This is a genomic window from Aestuariibaculum scopimerae, assembly GCF_059428085.1.
This window is the reverse complement of record NZ_CM182089.1, coordinates 3,938,376-3,955,325: the sequence shown is the minus strand read 5'-3', so window position 1 is coordinate 3,955,325 and position 16,950 is coordinate 3,938,376. Positions and strand designations below refer to the sequence as shown.

Below are 16,950 nucleotides of genomic sequence, written 5' to 3'. Positions count from 1 at the left end.
ATGCTTCCATTAAGCGTTTATTTTAGCATTAAAATAATATTTTTAAAATCCATTTTATTAACTTAATTTTGCATCCTGTTTTAAAACTATGAGAAGAATACTTTATACATTAGTAACATTCACACTATTAACTGCTTGCAGCGAATATCAAAAGGTTTTAAAGTCTGAGGATATCGCTTTAAAATTTAAAATGGGGGAGGAATTATATGATGCAGGCAAGTATGCTAAGGCTAATAGGCTATTTGCACAAATAGTACCTAGTTATAGAGGAAAGCCACAAGCGGAAAAGCTTATGTATTTGTATTCTAATTCCTTTTACGAAATGGGTGATTATTATACGGCGGGTTATCAATTTGAGCGTTTTGCCTCCAGTTATCCAAAAAGTGAGAAATTGGAAGAAGCTTCTTTTCTAAGTGCCAAGAGCTACTATATGCTATCACCTGCATATACGAAAGACCAAACGGAAACCAAGTCAGCTATAGAAAAATTACAGACGTTTATTAATGTTTTTCCAGAATCGGAGTATTTAAAAGAAGCAAGTAAATTGGTTCAAGAATTGGATTTTAAATTAGAGAAAAAGGCTTTTAGTATAGCTAAGCAGTATAATTTAATTTCAGATTACCAAGCATCCATAAAATCTTTTGATAATTTCATTTTTGATTTTCCAGGATCATCTTTAAGAGAAGACGCCTTATTTTATAGGTTTGATTCTGCTTACCAACTAGCGGTAAATAGTATAGAATATAAAAAAGAAGCGCGTTTAAAAACCGCTAAAGAATATTACGAAGCCTTTAAAAAGAGTTATGCTAACTCGAAACACAATGAAAAGCTAAGCGAAATGGCTTCGGTTTTAGATAATGAATTAAAAAATTACAGCACAAAAAGTTAAATAAATAACTATGGATTTAAAAAAAACCAATGCGCCTGTCAATACTGTTACGTATGACAGAAATCAGATAGACGAGCCAACAAATAACATCTATGAGTCTATCTCCATTATTGCCAGACGTGCAGAACAAATCAATACAGAGATTAAAAAAGAGCTTATTGATAAGTTGGAAGAATTTGCTACTTATAATGATAGTTTAGAAGAGATTTTTGAAAATAAAGAACAAATAGAGGTTTCTAAATTTTATGAAAAGTTACCTAAACCACATGCTTTAGCTGTTCAAGAATGGTTAACAGATAAAATTTATTTTAGAAATACCGAGGAAGATTCTCAGTAATACGTTTTAAAATGTCAATATTAAGCGGCAAAAATATACTGTTAGGCATTAGTGCTGGTATTGCCGCTTATAAAACTGCTTCATTAGTTAGGTTGTTTGTAAAATTGGGCGCGACCGTAAAAGTGGTTATGACGCCTTCTGCTAAAGATTTTATAACACCACTCACATTATCCACACTTTCAAAGCACCCAGTTTATTCTTCTTTTACCAATGAAGAAGATGATAATGCTGTGTGGAATAATCATGTAGATTTAGGCCTTTGGGCCGATTTGTTTATCATAGCTCCCGCTACGGCCAATACATTAGCCAAAATGGCCAATGGGGTTTGCGATAACCTTTTGTTGGCAACCTATTTATCGGCCAAATGCCCTGTGTATTTTGCGCCAGCTATGGATTTAGATATGTATAAACACGAAAGCACTTTACGTTCTTTCAATACCTTAAAGGGTTATAATAATATTATGATTCCTGCGGCTAGTGGTGAATTGGCCAGTGGCTTGGTAGGAGAGGGAAGAATGGCAGAGCCTGAGGATATTGTTGCTTTTATAGAAAACGATATTTTAAACAAATTACCTCTTCGTGGCAAAAAAATACTGGTCACAGCCGGACCTACCCATGAATCCATAGACCCAGTTCGGTTTATAGGAAATCATTCTAGTGGTAAAATGGGGTTTGAAATAGCCAAAGCTGCAGCGAACCTAGGGGCCGAGGTCGTCTTAATTACTGGACCTACCCACCTTAGCGTATCGCACAGTCTTATTTTTACCATACCTGTTGTTAATGCCGATTCTATGTACAATAAAGTCCATGCCCATTTTAAAGAAGCTGATGTGGCTATACTTTCTGCTGCGGTTGCAGACTTTACCCCAAAAGAAGTGGCCTCGCAAAAAATAAAAAAGCAGGATAAAACGTTAACCATACAGTTGGAAAAAACCAAGGACATATTGGCTTCTCTAGGCGCTATTAAGGAACATCAATATTTGGTTGGTTTTGCATTGGAAACCAACAATGAATTAGAAAATGCAAAAGACAAATTAAAAAGAAAGAATTTAAATTTAATTGTCTTAAATTCGTTAAATGACAAAGGTGCCGGTTTTAAGGGCGATACCAATAAAGTTACTTTTATTGATAGCCACAACCAAATAACCGAATACCCATTAAAGTCTAAAACCGAAGTGGCTAAAGACTTGCTAAATAAAATTCTAGAACAAATACATGCGTAATATTCTAATAGTTTTAATATTTGGTTTAGGAATTACAGGATTTTCCCAAGAGTTAAACTGTAATGTTGTGGTTAATGCCCAGCAAACAGGAAACGAGAACTTCCCTATATTTAAAACTTTGGAAAAGCAGCTAAACGAGTTTGTTAACAATACCAAATGGACCAATAAAACTTTTGCCATACAAGAACGTATAGACTGCAGTATGGTGATTAATATTACCAATTACAGTGGGGAATCGTTTCAAGCCTCATTGCAAGTACAATCCTCCAGACCGGTTTATGGTTCATCATTTAATACACCGATATATAATTTTAATGATAAGGACTTTAACTTTAGGTATTTAGAATTTCAGAATTTAATATTTAATCCTAATCAGTACGAATCTAATTTAGTATCGGTATTGGCATTCCATATATATATGATTATTGGATTGGATGCCGATTCTTTTTCAGAAAATGGTGGTGCTGAATATTTTAAACAAGCGCAAACTATAACGAACTACTCACAACAGGAAAATTATGCAGGTTGGAAATTAGCGGATGGTTTACAAAGCCGCTTTGCTTTAATAGACAATATATTATCACCAACATTTAAAGAATACCGAGCGGTGATGTATGCATATCACAGAAAGGGGCTGGATGTTATGAGCAGTAATGTAAAACAGGGTAAAGAAGAAATAGCAACGTCTTTAAAACAGTTTCAAGCTATGAATACGCGTCGTCCTAACTCCTTTTTATTGCGTACGTTTTTTGATGCCAAAGCTGATGAAATTGAACAGATTTTTACAGATGGCCCAAATGTTAATATTGCCAGTGTTAAAGAAATACTTCAAAAAGTTGCCCCCATGCACAGTAGCAAATGGCAGAATATTAAGTTTTAAATGGAGCGCTATTTAAAACGCTTTCACTATATTTATTTTTTAACTTAAATCGTTTTTAAAGTTTTGCTAACATCACTTTCAATAAAAAATTATGCATTGATTGATACGCTTCAAGTGGAATTTAATGATGGCTTTTCAATCATCACGGGTGAAACTGGGGCAGGTAAATCCATACTTTTAGGAGGTTTATCATTAATACTTGGTAAGCGTGCCGATTTAAGCAGTTTAAAGGATGCCACAAAAAAATGTGTTATTGAAGCTGTTTTCAATATTTCTAATTACAATCTTAAGAGTTTGTTTCATGAAGAGGATTTTGATTATGAAACGCAAACCATTATACGGAGGGAAATTCTCCCTTCGGGAAAATCACGAGCCTTTGTAAACGATTCGCCAGTTAATCTAAATAGTTTGCAACTTTTAGGCGAGCGTTTGGTAGATATACATTCACAACATCAAACCTTGCAATTAACCAGTGATGCGTTTCAGTTTCAGGTTATAGATGCTTTGGCCCAAAATGAAGGACTTTTACAAGTATACACTGAAAATTTAAGAACTTATAAAACCCTTAATAAAGAACTTAAAACACTTTTGGAGTTTCAAACAGATGCTATAAAAGAGCATGATTACAATACTTTTTTATTGGGTGAACTGGTAGAAGCCAACTTGGTTGAAGGGGAATTGGAATCACTTGAAGAAGAATACGAAAGCTTAAACAATATAGAAGGCATTAAAGAGAAACTAGCTGAAGCTTACCAACTGTTGAGTGAAGAACAGGTGGGTGTCTTAAATACTTTAACATCACTTAAAAACACATTGCAAAAATTGGCTTCATTTTCATCCAAGTATGAAGACTTGTACAGTAGGGTAAATAGCAGTCTTATAGAAATGGATGATGTTTTTACTGAGGTAGATGTTTTACAAGATACTTTAGAAGCCGATCCTAAAAGGTTGGAATTGGTAGATTCCAAACTTAGAGTGTTACATAATTTAATGCAAAAGCATGTAGTGAATTCGATTTCAGAATTAATTCAAATCAAGAATGACCTGGAAGAAAAAGTATCTGTTACTGAAAACATAGACAGCACAATTCAACAAAAGCAGTTAGAAATAGATGCTAAAGCGGTGGAATTGAATACTATCTCTAAAGAGATACATCAAAATCGAACTAAAGTAATTCCAGAATTAAAAAGTCAACTAGAAAGCATTTTAGAAAGTTTAGGGATGCCCAATGCCCAGTTTAAAATAGCGTTGGATTATCAGCAAGCATTTTTAACTAATGGTAAAGATGTCTTGTCCTTTTTGTTTTCTGCTAATAAAGGGGGTAGTTATAATGAGCTTAAAAAGGCAGCTTCAGGTGGTGAATTGTCCAGAATTATGTTGGCAATTAAGTCTATTTTAGCCAAATATATTCAGCTACCAACCATTATGTTTGATGAGATTGACACAGGTGTTTCTGGAGAAATATCAAACAAAATGGCCGATATTATGTTACAGATGAGTAAAACAATGCAAGTGTTTTCCATTACACATTTACCTCAAATAGCCGCTAAAGGACATTCGCATTTTAAAGTTTATAAAGAAGACGTTAATGAAGTAACCCAAACAAATATGGTAAAACTAAACCACGACGAACGTATCGTTGAAATTGCGCAAATGCTTGGTGGTATAGAAATGTCTTCATCTGCCATTGCCCACGCAAAAGAATTATTGAATTGAAAAAAGCAAAAAGTTAGTTTAAAGTTTAGTATTTTTGACCACCAATTTAAAAAATTACATTTAACCTAATATAAGGAACAACTAATAAACATATAAACTATTAAATATGTCATATAATTTATTAAAAGGAAAAAAGGGAATCATTTTCGGGGCCTTAGATTCAAATTCAATTGCATGGAAAACAGCCGAACGCGTGCATGAGGAAGGTGGGCAGTTTGTTTTAACCAATGCACCAGTAGCGATGCGTATGGGGCAAATAAATGAATTAGCCGAAAAAACTGGTTCACAAATTATTCCGGCAGATGCAACTTCGATTGAGGACCTTGAGAATTTAGTGAAGCAATCTATGGAAATTCTTGGAGGTAAAATAGATTTTGTTTTGCACTCTATAGGAATGTCTATAAACGTTCGTAAAGGCAAGCATTATACCGATCAAAATTATGACTGGACCCAAAAAGGTACTGATGTATCTGCGATGTCTTTCCACAAAGTAATGCAAACACTTTACAAAGCTGATGCCATGAACGAATGGGGAAGCATTGTAGCGTTATCTTACATGGCTGCACAGCGCGTATTTCCAGATTATAATGACATGGCTGATAATAAAGCTTACTTAGAAAGTATTGCACGTAGCTTTGGTTATTTCTTTGGGCGTGATAAAAAAGTACGTGTTAATACCATTTCACAATCGCCAACACCCACAACTGCAGGTAGTGGTGTAAAAGGCTTTGATGGCTTTATAGCTTATGCCGATAAAATGTCTCCATTAGGTAATGCAACTGCTTTAGATTGTGCCAATTATACAGTAACGCTGTTTAGCGATCTAACCAAACGTGTTACATTGCAAAACCTCTATAATGATGGAGGTTTTAGTAATATGGGAGTTAGTGATGCTGTTATGAGTACCTTTACAGGTGAATAACAAGATATTTCCTAATATAAACATTAAGCCATCTTTTTAAGATGGCTTTTTTCATGGGATTGGTTACATTTGTGTTATGCAATTACAGTTTTCATTTGTTATACCCGTTTATAATCGACCAGACGAAATCGCCGAGCTTTTGCAGAGTTTTGCAGCACTAGAAACTACGGTGCCTTTTGAGATTGTTATTGTGGAAGATGGTTCTACAAATGTTTCCAAGGCTATTGTAGATGAGTTTAAGAAAATACTAAACATTGCATATTATTTTAAAGAAAACTCTGGTCCAGGCCCCTCAAGAAATTATGGTATGCAAAAGGCCAAAGGAAACTACTTTATTATTTTAGATTCCGATTGCATTTTGCCCAAAAACTATTTAAGCACTGTTCAAGATTTTCTAAACACAAATTATGTAGATTGTTATGGTGGACCAGATGCTGCACACAAATCATTCAGTAATTTGCAAAAAGCCATTAATTTTTCAATGACATCCTTTTTAACTACGGGGGGTATAAGGGGGAACAAAAAGCGTGCGGATACGTTCCAGCCAAGAAGTTTTAATATGGGGATATCAAAGGTGGCATTTGAAGCTTCGGGAGGATTTGGCAATATTCATCCAGGGGAAGACCCCGACCTATCTATACGACTTGTAAATTTAGGCTTTAAAACAGCATTAATACCCAATGCCTATGTGTACCATAAGCGTAGGATTTCTTGGCGTAAATTTTATATGCAAGTTTATAAGTTTGGTATGGTAAGGCCTATTCTGAACCAATGGCACCCTAAAAGCAAAAAAGTAACGTATTGGTTCCCTTCATTATTTAGTATAGGGTTGCTCTTGGCGCTGCTATTACTTTTATTTCAAATCAAGATGTTTTTTACACTGTTTGTATTATATTATGTGGTAGTCTTTATAGTTGCATTGGTTACAACAAAACATATTGTGGTTTCAACCTTAGCTATGATTGCTATCACAGTACAATTTTTTGGCTATGGTTATGGTTTTTTAAAATCAACATTTGCTATAAGGGTATTAAAGAAAAAACCTGAAGTATATTTTCCTAATCTGTTTTTTTAAATAACAATGTTAAGAAAATTAAGAACAAAATTAGTTACAGCAATTAAAAACAAGAAGATCAATGTATTTGTGTTATTCTTGTTAATGGCCTTTATTATATTAATATTGACCAAGTTGTCTAAAGATTACACAAATACCATATCTTTTGGTATTGAAAAGTTAAATGTGCCTCAAGAAGATGTAATTTTAAACGATTCGATAACCTTGAACATTACTTTAAAGACTCATGGCTTTCAATGGCTTAAATATTATGTTACCAAGCCTAAAATTAAAATTGATTTTACTAAAGATGTTTATAAAAACGATTCCGTTTTCACTTGGCATAAGTCTAGCTCTTATATAGGAAATACACAGTTTGGTAAGCAGGTAGAATTGCTCAATATATCTCCAGATACACTTTTTTTTAGGTATGATGTTAATCTAGTAAAAAAAGTACCCGTGGTGTTGAATGCTGATATAAAGTTTAGCCCAGGGTATGATGTGGCAAGCCCATACACTTTAGACCCCGACTCGGTAATTGTTATAGGTCCGCATGTAACAGTGGTAAAGATTAATGAAGTAGAGACTGTAAATGTTAACTTATCCAATATAAAAGCAGATATAAACCAGACAGTTAATTTAAAACCTTTACAGGAAAAAACAGGTTTAAATATTTCACATGCACAAGTAAACTTGAAGGCAACGGTAGAGAAGTTTACCGAGGGTACCCTGAAAATTCCAGTAAATATAATCAATGTGCCCGAAGGCATTACGCTAAAATACTTTCCAAAAGAGGTAAATGTTTCTTATTATGTGAGTCTAAGTAACTTTAATAGCATTAAGGCTAAAGATTTTTTAGTGATTTGTGATTATTCTAAAATAACAAACAACCAGTCGTTTTTAGTGCCAGAGATATTAAAAATCCCCAATGCTGTTAAAAACGCAAAGATTAACCAGCAACATATTGAATTTATAATAACACAATGAAAGTAGTTGGGCTTACAGGAGGTATAGGCAGTGGAAAAACAACCGTAGCCAAATTATTTAAGGAACTTGGAGTACCAGTATATATAGCGGACGATGAGGCCAAAAAGCTGATGGCTACTTCTAAAATCATCAAACGAAAACTTATAGAATTGTTTGGTGATAAAGCCTATATAAATAATCAACTTAACAGACCATATATTGCTGATGTTATTTTTAATAATAAGTCCTATTTAGAAAAAATGAATGCTATCATACATCCACGCGTGGCAAAGCATTTTAATAAATGGCAACTAAAGCAAGAGGGACCTTATGTTATTAAAGAGGTAGCTATTTTGTTTGAAAATGGTAGTTACAAGCAGTGTGATGCCATAATTACAGTTACGGCTCCAAAAGCAACACGGATAAAAAGGTTGTTAAAGCGAGATAATACGACTATAAGCAAAATAGAGGCTGTTATGCAAAATCAATGGACCGATGCACAAAGGTTGGAGCACTCACACTATATTATTGAAAATATTGCTCTGGAAAACACCAAGACACAAGTTGTTAAAATTCATGAGCAGATTATCAAATCGATAAAATAATTTATAAATTTTAACATTTTTGTTAATGTAAGGTTAAAACCTAATTAGACTAAATGTTAAAATGTTAATTTTGATCAATGAGCAAAAGAATATTCGTCCTGTTAATACTTTTAATGAGTTTGTCTCTTATAGGTATTATTTTTGTTCAAGCTTATTATATCAATGGTTCTGTAAAAAATGAAAAAGAACGTTTTAGGTTTAATGTGAATAAAGCCCTCAATTATGTTTCCAACACAATTGAAGAAAATGAACTGTCAGCCTATTACGATAAATTTCAGTCTTTAGTAAATAATCAGAAAGAAGTAGTTGATTCTGTAGCAGTTTCACAATTGTTAATCTATCAGCAAAATAATAGTACTAAAGAAACCCTTATTTACAGGAGTAATGTTTTAGAAGAAAACTATAAATTATCTTCAACGCTCTTTGACATAGGTTTAGATAGTCTCGACATTACCAATATTATAGGAAGCTCTTCTATAGAAAGCTATAAAAATTTGAATTTATCTGATAAGGATATTATTCAAAGTCCCATAACTAAAATTATAAGAAGTGGTAGTATATCTGACGCACAACGTATTAGCTTTGAAAAGAGTTTTAAGGAGCTCTCCAGAAGGACACCTGTGCATAAGCGTGTGTCGGCAGAACAAATCAAGGAATTATTGGCCACAAAACTGGAAAAGGATAGTATTAATATAGATTTTGAGTTTGCTATTTATGGCAATGATTTGGCAACAAAAGTTCGTAGTGATAATTTTGAATATGATAAAAGTTCTACATTCAGTGTTCCTATTTTTTATGATGAAAACAACCAAAGTCTTTATAAGCTTTTGGTAAATTTTCCAGATGATAGAAAGTTCATATTATCATCCGTTATTGGAATGATTTCGCTCTCTATTATTTTTACTTCTATCATTGTATTGGCATATTCCAGTGCTTTGTACCAATTGGTTAAACAGCGTAAAATATCAGAAATAAAAACGGATTTCATTAACAATATGACGCATGAATTCAAAACACCTATTGCTACAATTAACTTGGCATTGGATTCTATAAAGAATCCTAAAATTATAGCCGATAAAGATAAAGTTATGCGGTATTTGGCTATGATTAAGGAAGAAAACAAGCGTATGCATGCCCAGGTAGAAAATGTATTGAGAATATCTAAACTTGAAAAAAACGAACTAAACATTAGTAAAGAAAGGTTGGACCTGCATGATTTAATTGAAGACGCCATTACACACGTAGAACTTCTAGTGGAAGATAGAAAAGGGTATATAAAAACGTATTTTGATGCGCAAAAATCTTCAGTTTTGGCTAACGAAACCCACTTTACTAATGTTATTGTTAATATGCTGGATAATGCTATTAAGTATTCTCCAGATGCACCTAAAATAGAGGTGTATACAGAAAATATTGGCACCAATATTTTCTTAAAAATAAAAGATCACGGTAGTGGTATGAGTAAAGCTGCCGTTAAAAGGGTATTCGAAAAGTTCTATAGAGAACATACAGGGAATATTCATAACGTAAAAGGTCATGGATTAGGCTTGGCTTATGTAAAGCGTATTGTAGAAGACCACCAAGGTTATATAGAAGTAGAAAGTGAAAAAGAAAAAGGAAGCACATTTATCGTAAGGCTTCCGCTAATATCATAACATATGGAAGATATAAAAAAACGAATATTATTAGTAGAAGACGATCCAAATTTTGGAACTGTTTTAAAAGATTATTTAATGATGAACGATTACGACGTTGTTCATGCAAAAAATGGAATGGAAGGTTTTGAGAAATTCAAAAAGGACGATTTCGATTTATGCATTCTGGACGTTATGATGCCTTATAAAGACGGGTTCACATTAGCGAAAGAAATCAGAGAGAAAAATGATGATGTTCCTATTGTGTTCCTAACAGCCAAAACTATGAAAGAAGATGTTTTGAAAGGTTATAAGGTTGGTGCAGACGATTATTTAAATAAACCTTTTGACAGTGAAGTGCTATTAATGAAAATAAAAGCTATCATGCAGCGTAAGGCAACAGAGACTATCTCTGATAGTAAGCAATTTGAATTTAAAATAGGTAAATTTGATTTAAACTCAAAGTTACGCTTCTTACGTTATAATGGTGGTGACCCTATAAAATTATCTCCCAAAGAAAATGAATTACTGCGTTTATTGGCATTGCATGAAAACGATTTAATGCCTCGTGAATTGGCTTTAACCAAAATATGGCGTGATGATAATTACTTTACATCTCGTAGTATGGATGTGTATATTGCCAAACTTCGTAAATATTTAAAACTTGATGATAAAGTAGAGATACTTAACATTCACGGTGAAGGTTTTAGGTTGGTAGTTAACTAAAATCTAACTTAATAATATAAAGAATCCAGCGTTTAGCTGGATTTTTTGTTTCAAAATTTATCAAAATCATCTAAAGCATGAGCGTTGTTGTAAGAACTTTCACCAATGGTGTTGTTTTCGGAAGAGTCATAATCTATTAAGAGCTTCCATTGGTTATTTTCTTTTACTAGTATTACATGAAATTTACCGTAATAGGAGACTTCGTTTTCACTGCCCAAGTGTTTAGTTAATTTATAAATACCTCGTTCAGATGCCCTAGTATTGTTATAAATACGTTCTAAAAATCGGAATGAAATAGTTTGCTTTATAGTACTACTATACCAATGCTTCTTGTACCCATTAATATAACTGGTTCTACTTTGTATGGTTTTGTTATTGCCGCTCACGCGGATTAAGTCATCACTATGCAAACTTTCAAAAAGTTTATAATCAAAAGTTTCAAAAGCTTTAGTGAAATTATTCCAGACCTGTTTGTTAATAGCTTTTAACTCTTGTGCGTTTTGAGCTGTTGCTTTTGTTGTTATTATTACCAGTAAGCATGTTAATAAAAATCGCATTTTAGTTTATTTTTGTGGTTATAAGATATTAAATTCTATCTTTTGATGTAGCTTAAAGGTACTATTTTTGTACAGATACTATTGTTTAAGAATCAATAACATCTTTATAGGTTTCAAAGAAGTCTTCAAATAGTAACATTTTTTCATTAAAGAATTCCATAACACCACGCCAAGTATTTTTATTGTGTATGGATACTTTTTGTTCTAAAGGAACATAAATTCTGGAAATTTCTTTATGGTTGTCTAAAATATAAGTTTCTTCAAAAATAGCTTCTGGAAGATAATCTTCTAACAAAATAGCTTTTAAAGCAACGAGCTTTTCCCAATAATTGATACGATGTTCCAGATTGTCCTCAAGGTCTAGAGCTACCAAAGCCTGTTTGGTGTCAAAATGAAATTTAAAACTAAAACCTTTTAATTTGGTGTCGTATAAAATCCATTTACGGGGAAAAGATTTTCCAAAGCTTGTCCAAAATGCTTGTCGTAATTTGCGCGATTCCTCTTTGCTAAACACTTTTTAAAATTAGAAGTTAATTGTTTGCCTAAATCATCCAAGCCACTCCTACGCCTAAAATAATAGCTATAAATTTAGACAGGTTGAATTTATGCCCGTCTCCACTTTCAAATAAAATGGTTGTAGATATATGGAAAAAGATACCAATTACAATGGCATTAATTATTTGTGTATAATGAGCAACAACTTCTGAAGTTGTTGAAATAAAAGTTCCTAATGGGGTCATAATTGCAAAAACCAATAAAAAGACAGCAATTTGTAATTTGTTGTAACGCGATTGTAATAAAAACATGGTAATAAGTGTAGCAATGGGTATTTTATGAACTAAAACACCATACACCATATCATTATGGTCGTGTATTGCAAAACCTTCTAAAAAGCTATGTATACATAAGCTTATAAATAATAACCAAGGAAAAGCCGATTCATTTTTATGAATGTGTACATGCCCATGTTCAGCACCTTTAGAAAATAATTCCAATACAATTTGCAACAAAATACCACACATAATATAGAGCCCAGAGTACTTGCTGTCTAAATGATGGTAAACTTCAGGCAATAATTCAAAAAGTGTTAGAGCCAGTAAAAATGAACCACTAAAAGATAGTAGGAGCTTGGTGTTAATTGATTTTTGTTTTTTGGTAATGGTTGCCAAAACAAACCCCAAAACAACCGCCAGAATAGGAAAAATAAACTTGTTCATTTAAAATATAACTACTTAAAATCATTAAACTGGAAGGTTGCCATGTGGGCATGGCAGGGTATTTATTGTAAACCCAAACCTAATTTAGAATAACGCTAATTTAAAACAAAATTACGCTATTTTTGCAATCTATTAAAGCGAACTCTTTAAGTAAGATAAAAAATGAGAGAAAATTTTACAATGGTTGCCAAAACCCTATTTGGTTTTGAAGATTTGTTAGCAAAAGAATTAATACAATTGGGTGCGCAAGATGTAAAAAAAGGTGTTCGAAGTGTTTCTTTCTTAGGAGATAAGGGTTTTATGTACAAGGCCAATTTAGGTTTGCGAACCGCCATAAAAATATTAAAGCCCATACAAAGTTTTAAAGTTTATAACGAACAGGATTTATACAATAAGATTTATGCAATAGATTGGCAAGCGTATTTAAAACCTACGGGAACTTTGGCCGTTGATGCTACCATTCACTCACATTTATTTAAGCATTCCCTTTTTATAGCCCAAAAAACTAAAGATGCAATTGTAGATAAGTTTAGAGATGTTGATGGACAGCGCCCTAATGTAGACCTAAAGTTTCCCGATTTAAAAGTGAATGTACATGTTGATAGGAACGAATGTACTATTTCGTTAGATAGTTCTGGCGATTCCTTGCATAAAAGAGGATATAAAATGATAACAAATATAGCCCCCATAAACGAAGTATTGGCAGCAGGTTTAATTATGTTATCAGGGTGGGATGGACAATCTGATTTCATGGATCCTATGTGTGGAAGTGGTACTATACTAATTGAAGCAGCTATGATTGCCTGCAATATACCACCTAACTTGATGCGCAAAGAATTTGCTTTTGAACGTTGGCAAGATTGGGATGTGGATTTATTTGAAAAGATTGAGGAGTCCTTATTGAACAAAACCCGAGACTTTCATCATAAGATAGTTGGTTATGATAAAGCACCCAGTGCTGTAGCCAAAGCCATTGAGAATATTAAGCATGCCCAATTAGACGATTTTATTGAAGTAAAACATGAAGACTTCTTTAAAACCCAAAAAGGCGGGGATAATGTGCTGCATATGGTGTTCAATCCTCCTTATGGTGAGCGGTTAAATATCGATATGCAGGCGTTCTATAAAAACATTGGAGATACTTTAAAGCAAAACTATGCCAATACCAATGCTTGGTTTATTACCAGTAATCTTGATGCCCTAAAGCATGTAGGGTTACGTCCTTCCCGAAAAATACAACTTTACAACGCAAAGTTAGAATCGCGTTTTGTGAAGTTTGAGATTTATGAAGGGAGCAAGAAGGGAAAATATATGAAGTAGGATTAACTCCTAATTATTTGGTTAACAAAATGTTTATAGAACTGGCCAGCAAATCTTTTTCTGTGTAATTTTTAAAGTCAGAATGAAGCTCTAAATCCTTAAACTTTTTATATTTAGTTGAGTCTTTTGAAACCTTCTCATATTCTAAAAAGGAAACTTTAAACCCAACAGTCTTAAAGATATTAATATAGTCAGGAAGCCGTAACCGATTGTGATAATCAAATTTGGTCTGTATACCATTCCATTCCTTTTCAGAATATTTTAAAAAGTCGTAAAGTGAAATAGATGTATCTGTATAGGCTCTATGGTCACTGGGTGATATTAAATGCAACACAGTGGCACCTGGTTCTAGGTAGTTGTACAATTTTTTGTGCATGGCCTCGATGGTTTCGGGTGGTACATGCTCTAACACAAACCTGGAAAAGCATAGGGCAATACCAGTAGGTAAGACAGATGTTATTATGTTTTGCTTAGGGTAGTATACAATAAAGTCAGGAAGGCGGTAACCATGTTTCGTCGAGTAATTATAGCCTAATGCATTGTTGGGGTTAAAGTATGCATCAGTCTTTGCTATGCGTTTGTTGTTATAATGAGCATTGATGTCGAAGGTATATATTTTGTTGATATCTTCGTTGGTTTTTAAAAGATAGGGCATCAGAGGTAGCCATCCAGAGCCTATTTCTAAAACATTCTTGTTTTTAAGAGCAATCCCATTTTTACACAAGATGTTTTTAATGGTAAGGTAACTATTTCGATTGGCCATTACCCTTTGGTCCATATTTTTAAAGGAACTACGTTGTAACTGGTGATAAATATAATACCCCAAACTATTTGGTAATAGATCCAGTAACTTAAAAATACTGGTTTTTACTTTATGCTGCTTTATGTATTTGGTAATAGCCATATTACTAACTAATTACCAATGGGGACTTGTTGGCTTAAGCAATGTAAGGTGCCAAAGCCCCATATAAAATCGATTGCGGAAATACCTATAACTGTTCTGTTAGGGAAACAATTGGCTAAAATATTTAGAGCTTCACGGTCATTAACATCATTAAATGTAGGCACTAAAACTGTTTTGTTCAAAATTAAAAAGTTGGCATAACTTGCGGGCAAGCGTAATCCGTCAAAATCTAAGCGTTTAGGCATGGGCAAACATACAATATTTGGTCGTTTTCCATTTTGTAGAGTAGCAGCCTGTAAACGCTTTAAATTCTCTTGTAGCGGTTTGTAGTTGAAATCTTTGGGGTTGGACTCCACAACCGTAACAATGGTATCTTCATTTACAAAACGCGCCAGATCGTCAATATGGCCATGGGTGTCATCACCTTCAATACCGTCTCCCAGCCAAATAACATTTGTAACCCCTAGATATTGTTTAAATACAGCTTCATAATCACTTTTGGTAAAACCAGGATTCCTAACCTGTATGGAGGAATGTAGCAAACACTCTTCAGAGGTTAGCAATGTACCTATACCATTAACATCTATGGCGCCACCTTCAATAATAATAGGCTTGCCTTTATAGGTAACTTGTTCTAAGGGGATATTTAAAAAATCAGCCACTTTGTTGGGTACACCTTTGTCTAGTTTATAGTTGGTGTATTTAGCCCAACCGTTAAAGTTAAAATTAAGGGCTTTTCTAGCCTTACCTTTCTTAACAATTATTGGCCCAGAATCTCGCATCCAACTGCGATTGGTTTTATGGATAATAAACGTAATATGTTTTAGGTTAACATGAGCAGTTTCCAACATGCCATAAACTTTGTTTTTCAGTGTATTATTAGCAACAATTAAGATAACCTGCTCTACATTAGCTACTTTTTTAATAAACTCAACAAAGGCCCATTGCACTGCTTCATACTTACCGGGCCAGTCTTTACCATTATGTGGAAAGCATAATAAAACACCTTGTTGTTGTTCCCATTCTGCAGGGAATGTCCACTTGTCAGTACTCATTAATCAATAGCCCGTTTAGTGATATCGCTATATTTATCTATACGGCGGTCTCTTAAGAATGGCCAATTTTGGCGTACATTCTCTTGTAACTCTAAATCAACTTCTGCAATGAGTATTTCCTCTTTGTCAACAGAAGCCTGTGCCAAAACTTCACCTTGCGGACCTGCTATAAAGGAGGAACCCCAAAACTCAATACCATTAGTATCTGGTAGATATTTTTCAAGACCAATTCTATTGGCTGCTGCTACGTAAATACCATTGGCAACGGCATGCCCACGCATGACGTTCATCCATGCCCCCTGTTGGTTTTCGCCATATTGAACTTTTTCTTGTGGATGCCAACCAATAGCGGTAGGGTAAAAAAGTACTTCGGCTCCTTGTAAAGCAGTTAGCCTAGCAGCTTCAGGGTACCATTGGTCCCAACAAATTAGTGTACCTATATTCCCTTTTTGGGTAGGGAATGATTTAAACCCAATATCTCCTGGAGTAAAATAAAATTTTTCGTAAAAATGCGGGTCATCTGGAATGTGCATCTTTCTATATAAGCCTGCTTCAGATCCATCAGTATCTAAAATATATGCACTATTATGATATACACCTGCCATACGTTTTTCAAAAAACGGTACAATAATAACTACACCCAGCTCTTTGGCTAGTGTACTGAAGGCATTAAAAGAAGTACTGTACAAGGGTTCTGCTAATGCAAAATTATCAACATCTTCGCTTTGACAAAAATAATGGCTGCTGTACAGTTCGGGTAACGAGATAACTTCTGCACCTTGTTTTGCAGCATCTTTAACCCATTGCAAACATTTTTTAAGATTGTTTTCTGGTGTATTGTTCAGGTTTAATTGAACAACGGCTATTTTATAGGTCTTTTTAGGCATTACTAACTTTTGAATAGTTTATATGCAAAGGTAACTAAAGATTGAAAAATTCAAGAAT

At 33.8% G+C, this 16,950-nt stretch carries 18 protein-coding genes; 12 read left to right on the top strand and 6 right to left on the bottom strand.

Annotated features, from left to right (window positions below; genetic code table 11):
* The first annotated feature begins 88 nt into the window (after nucleotides 1-88).
* The 11 genes from AC5SR4_RS17100 (at nucleotide 89) to AC5SR4_RS17050 (ending at nucleotide 10,952) form a co-directional block, all read left to right on the top strand.
* Nucleotides 89-889, top strand: coding sequence for an outer membrane protein assembly factor BamD (locus AC5SR4_RS17100; protein ID WP_495357487.1), 801 nt, complete (start codon nucleotides 89-91; stop codon nucleotides 887-889).
* A 10-nt stretch (nucleotides 890-899) separates the two neighbouring features.
* The gene (locus AC5SR4_RS17095; protein WP_495357486.1) at nucleotides 900-1,226 is read left to right on the top strand and encodes a DNA-directed RNA polymerase subunit omega; all 327 of its coding nucleotides are present in this window, start codon (nucleotides 900-902) and stop codon (nucleotides 1,224-1,226) included.
* An 11-nt stretch (nucleotides 1,227-1,237) separates the two neighbouring features.
* Nucleotides 1,238-2,449: a bifunctional phosphopantothenoylcysteine decarboxylase/phosphopantothenate--cysteine ligase CoaBC gene (gene coaBC, locus AC5SR4_RS17090; RefSeq protein ID WP_495357485.1), complete on the top strand. Its 1,212-nt coding sequence runs from the start codon at nucleotides 1,238-1,240 to the stop codon at nucleotides 2,447-2,449.
* The gene (gene porD / locus AC5SR4_RS17085) at nucleotides 2,442-3,329 is read left to right on the top strand and encodes a type IX secretion system protein PorD (protein WP_495357484.1); all 888 of its coding nucleotides are present in this window, start codon (nucleotides 2,442-2,444) and stop codon (nucleotides 3,327-3,329) included. Before coaBC ends, porD begins: the two co-directional genes overlap by 8 nt.
* Before the next feature lie 63 nt (nucleotides 3,330-3,392).
* On the top strand, nucleotides 3,393-5,045 hold the full coding sequence (recN, locus tag AC5SR4_RS17080) for a DNA repair protein RecN (RefSeq protein ID WP_495357483.1): 1,653 nt from the start codon (nucleotides 3,393-3,395) through the stop codon (nucleotides 5,043-5,045).
* A gap of 106 nt (nucleotides 5,046-5,151) precedes the next feature.
* A complete protein-coding gene (locus AC5SR4_RS17075; protein WP_495357482.1) occupies nucleotides 5,152-5,967 on the top strand; it encodes an enoyl-ACP reductase FabI in 816 nt (271 codons plus the stop codon).
* A gap of 76 nt (nucleotides 5,968-6,043) precedes the next feature.
* Complete coding sequence (locus tag AC5SR4_RS17070) at nucleotides 6,044-7,042, top strand: glycosyltransferase family 2 protein (RefSeq protein WP_495357481.1); 999 nt, start codon at nucleotides 6,044-6,046, stop codon at nucleotides 7,040-7,042.
* 6 nt (nucleotides 7,043-7,048) lie between these two features.
* Nucleotides 7,049-8,008, top strand: coding sequence for a CdaR family protein (locus AC5SR4_RS17065; protein WP_495357480.1), 960 nt, complete (start codon nucleotides 7,049-7,051; stop codon nucleotides 8,006-8,008).
* Complete coding sequence (gene coaE / locus AC5SR4_RS17060; RefSeq protein WP_495357479.1) at nucleotides 8,005-8,592, top strand: dephospho-CoA kinase; 588 nt, start codon at nucleotides 8,005-8,007, stop codon at nucleotides 8,590-8,592. Before AC5SR4_RS17065 ends, coaE begins: the two co-directional genes overlap by 4 nt.
* A 77-nt stretch (nucleotides 8,593-8,669) precedes the next feature.
* Nucleotides 8,670-10,247 carry a sensor histidine kinase gene (locus tag AC5SR4_RS17055; RefSeq protein ID WP_495357478.1) on the top strand — a complete coding sequence of 526 codons (1,578 nt, stop codon included), beginning with the start codon at nucleotides 8,670-8,672 and terminating at the stop codon, nucleotides 10,245-10,247.
* 3 nt (nucleotides 10,248-10,250) lie between these two features.
* Complete coding sequence (locus AC5SR4_RS17050) at nucleotides 10,251-10,952, top strand: response regulator transcription factor (RefSeq protein WP_495357477.1); 702 nt, start codon at nucleotides 10,251-10,253, stop codon at nucleotides 10,950-10,952.
* Nucleotides 10,953-11,002: 50 nt separating this feature from the next.
* Here the strand turns inward: AC5SR4_RS17050 and AC5SR4_RS17045 are convergent, their stop codons facing one another.
* The 3 genes from AC5SR4_RS17045 to AC5SR4_RS17035 form a co-directional block, all read right to left on the bottom strand.
* Nucleotides 11,003-11,509: a YybH family protein gene (locus tag AC5SR4_RS17045; protein WP_495357476.1), complete on the bottom strand. Its 507-nt coding sequence runs from the start codon at nucleotides 11,507-11,509 to the stop codon at nucleotides 11,003-11,005.
* Nucleotides 11,510-11,594: 85 nt separating this feature from the next.
* Nucleotides 11,595-12,023: a DUF4268 domain-containing protein gene (locus tag AC5SR4_RS17040; RefSeq protein ID WP_495357475.1), complete on the bottom strand. Its 429-nt coding sequence runs from the start codon at nucleotides 12,021-12,023 to the stop codon at nucleotides 11,595-11,597.
* Between the two features lie 28 nt (nucleotides 12,024-12,051).
* Nucleotides 12,052-12,726, bottom strand: a complete 675-nt coding sequence (locus AC5SR4_RS17035) for a ZIP family metal transporter (RefSeq protein ID WP_495357474.1) — start codon at nucleotides 12,724-12,726, stop codon at nucleotides 12,052-12,054.
* A 162-nt stretch (nucleotides 12,727-12,888) separates the two neighbouring features.
* Here AC5SR4_RS17035 and AC5SR4_RS17030 point away from each other — a divergent pair, with 162 nt between their 5' ends.
* Nucleotides 12,889-14,046 (top strand): THUMP domain-containing class I SAM-dependent RNA methyltransferase, encoded by a 1,158-nt coding sequence (locus AC5SR4_RS17030; protein ID WP_495357473.1) that lies wholly within the window; start codon nucleotides 12,889-12,891, stop codon nucleotides 14,044-14,046.
* Between the two features lie 13 nt (nucleotides 14,047-14,059).
* On the opposite strand, the gene AC5SR4_RS17025 is transcribed toward AC5SR4_RS17030, so the two are convergent.
* From AC5SR4_RS17025 to AC5SR4_RS17015, 3 genes are read right to left on the bottom strand one after another with little or no spacing between them, the layout of a single operon-like run.
* The gene (locus tag AC5SR4_RS17025) at nucleotides 14,060-14,950 is read right to left on the bottom strand and encodes a class I SAM-dependent methyltransferase (RefSeq protein ID WP_495357472.1); all 891 of its coding nucleotides are present in this window, start codon (nucleotides 14,948-14,950) and stop codon (nucleotides 14,060-14,062) included.
* An 8-nt stretch (nucleotides 14,951-14,958) separates the two neighbouring features.
* On the bottom strand, nucleotides 14,959-16,005 hold the full coding sequence (locus tag AC5SR4_RS17020; protein ID WP_495357471.1) for an agmatine deiminase family protein: 1,047 nt from the start codon (nucleotides 16,003-16,005) through the stop codon (nucleotides 14,959-14,961).
* A complete protein-coding gene (locus tag AC5SR4_RS17015; protein WP_495357470.1) occupies nucleotides 16,005-16,892 on the bottom strand; it encodes a carbon-nitrogen hydrolase in 888 nt (295 codons plus the stop codon). The genes AC5SR4_RS17020 and AC5SR4_RS17015 overlap by 1 nt, the downstream gene beginning before the upstream one ends.
* Between the last annotated feature and the right edge of the window lie 58 nt (nucleotides 16,893-16,950).

Coding starts and splice junctions, on each gene's coding strand:
- coaE (WP_495357479.1), top strand. CDS start 8,005: ATGAAAGTAGTTGGGCTTACAGGAGGTATAGGCAGTGGAAAAACAACC.
- coaBC (WP_495357485.1), top strand. CDS start 1,238: ATGTCAATATTAAGCGGCAAAAATATACTGTTAGGCATTAGTGCTGGT.
- porD (WP_495357484.1), top strand. CDS start 2,442: ATGCGTAATATTCTAATAGTTTTAATATTTGGTTTAGGAATTACAGGA.
- AC5SR4_RS17030 (WP_495357473.1), top strand. CDS start 12,889: ATGAGAGAAAATTTTACAATGGTTGCCAAAACCCTATTTGGTTTTGAA.
- AC5SR4_RS17070 (WP_495357481.1), top strand. CDS start 6,044: ATGCAATTACAGTTTTCATTTGTTATACCCGTTTATAATCGACCAGAC.
- AC5SR4_RS17065 (WP_495357480.1), top strand. CDS start 7,049: ATGTTAAGAAAATTAAGAACAAAATTAGTTACAGCAATTAAAAACAAG.
- AC5SR4_RS17015 (WP_495357470.1), bottom strand. CDS start 16,892: ATGCCTAAAAAGACCTATAAAATAGCCGTTGTTCAATTAAACCTGAAC.
- AC5SR4_RS17045 (WP_495357476.1), bottom strand. CDS start 11,509: ATGCGATTTTTATTAACATGCTTACTGGTAATAATAACAACAAAAGCA.
- AC5SR4_RS17050 (WP_495357477.1), top strand. CDS start 10,251: ATGGAAGATATAAAAAAACGAATATTATTAGTAGAAGACGATCCAAAT.
- AC5SR4_RS17020 (WP_495357471.1), bottom strand. CDS start 16,005: ATGAGTACTGACAAGTGGACATTCCCTGCAGAATGGGAACAACAACAA.
- AC5SR4_RS17095 (WP_495357486.1), top strand. CDS start 900: ATGGATTTAAAAAAAACCAATGCGCCTGTCAATACTGTTACGTATGAC.
- AC5SR4_RS17025 (WP_495357472.1), bottom strand. CDS start 14,950: ATGGCTATTACCAAATACATAAAGCAGCATAAAGTAAAAACCAGTATT.
- AC5SR4_RS17075 (WP_495357482.1), top strand. CDS start 5,152: ATGTCATATAATTTATTAAAAGGAAAAAAGGGAATCATTTTCGGGGCC.
- AC5SR4_RS17100 (WP_495357487.1), top strand. CDS start 89: ATGAGAAGAATACTTTATACATTAGTAACATTCACACTATTAACTGCT.
- AC5SR4_RS17035 (WP_495357474.1), bottom strand. CDS start 12,726: ATGAACAAGTTTATTTTTCCTATTCTGGCGGTTGTTTTGGGGTTTGTT.
- AC5SR4_RS17055 (WP_495357478.1), top strand. CDS start 8,670: ATGAGCAAAAGAATATTCGTCCTGTTAATACTTTTAATGAGTTTGTCT.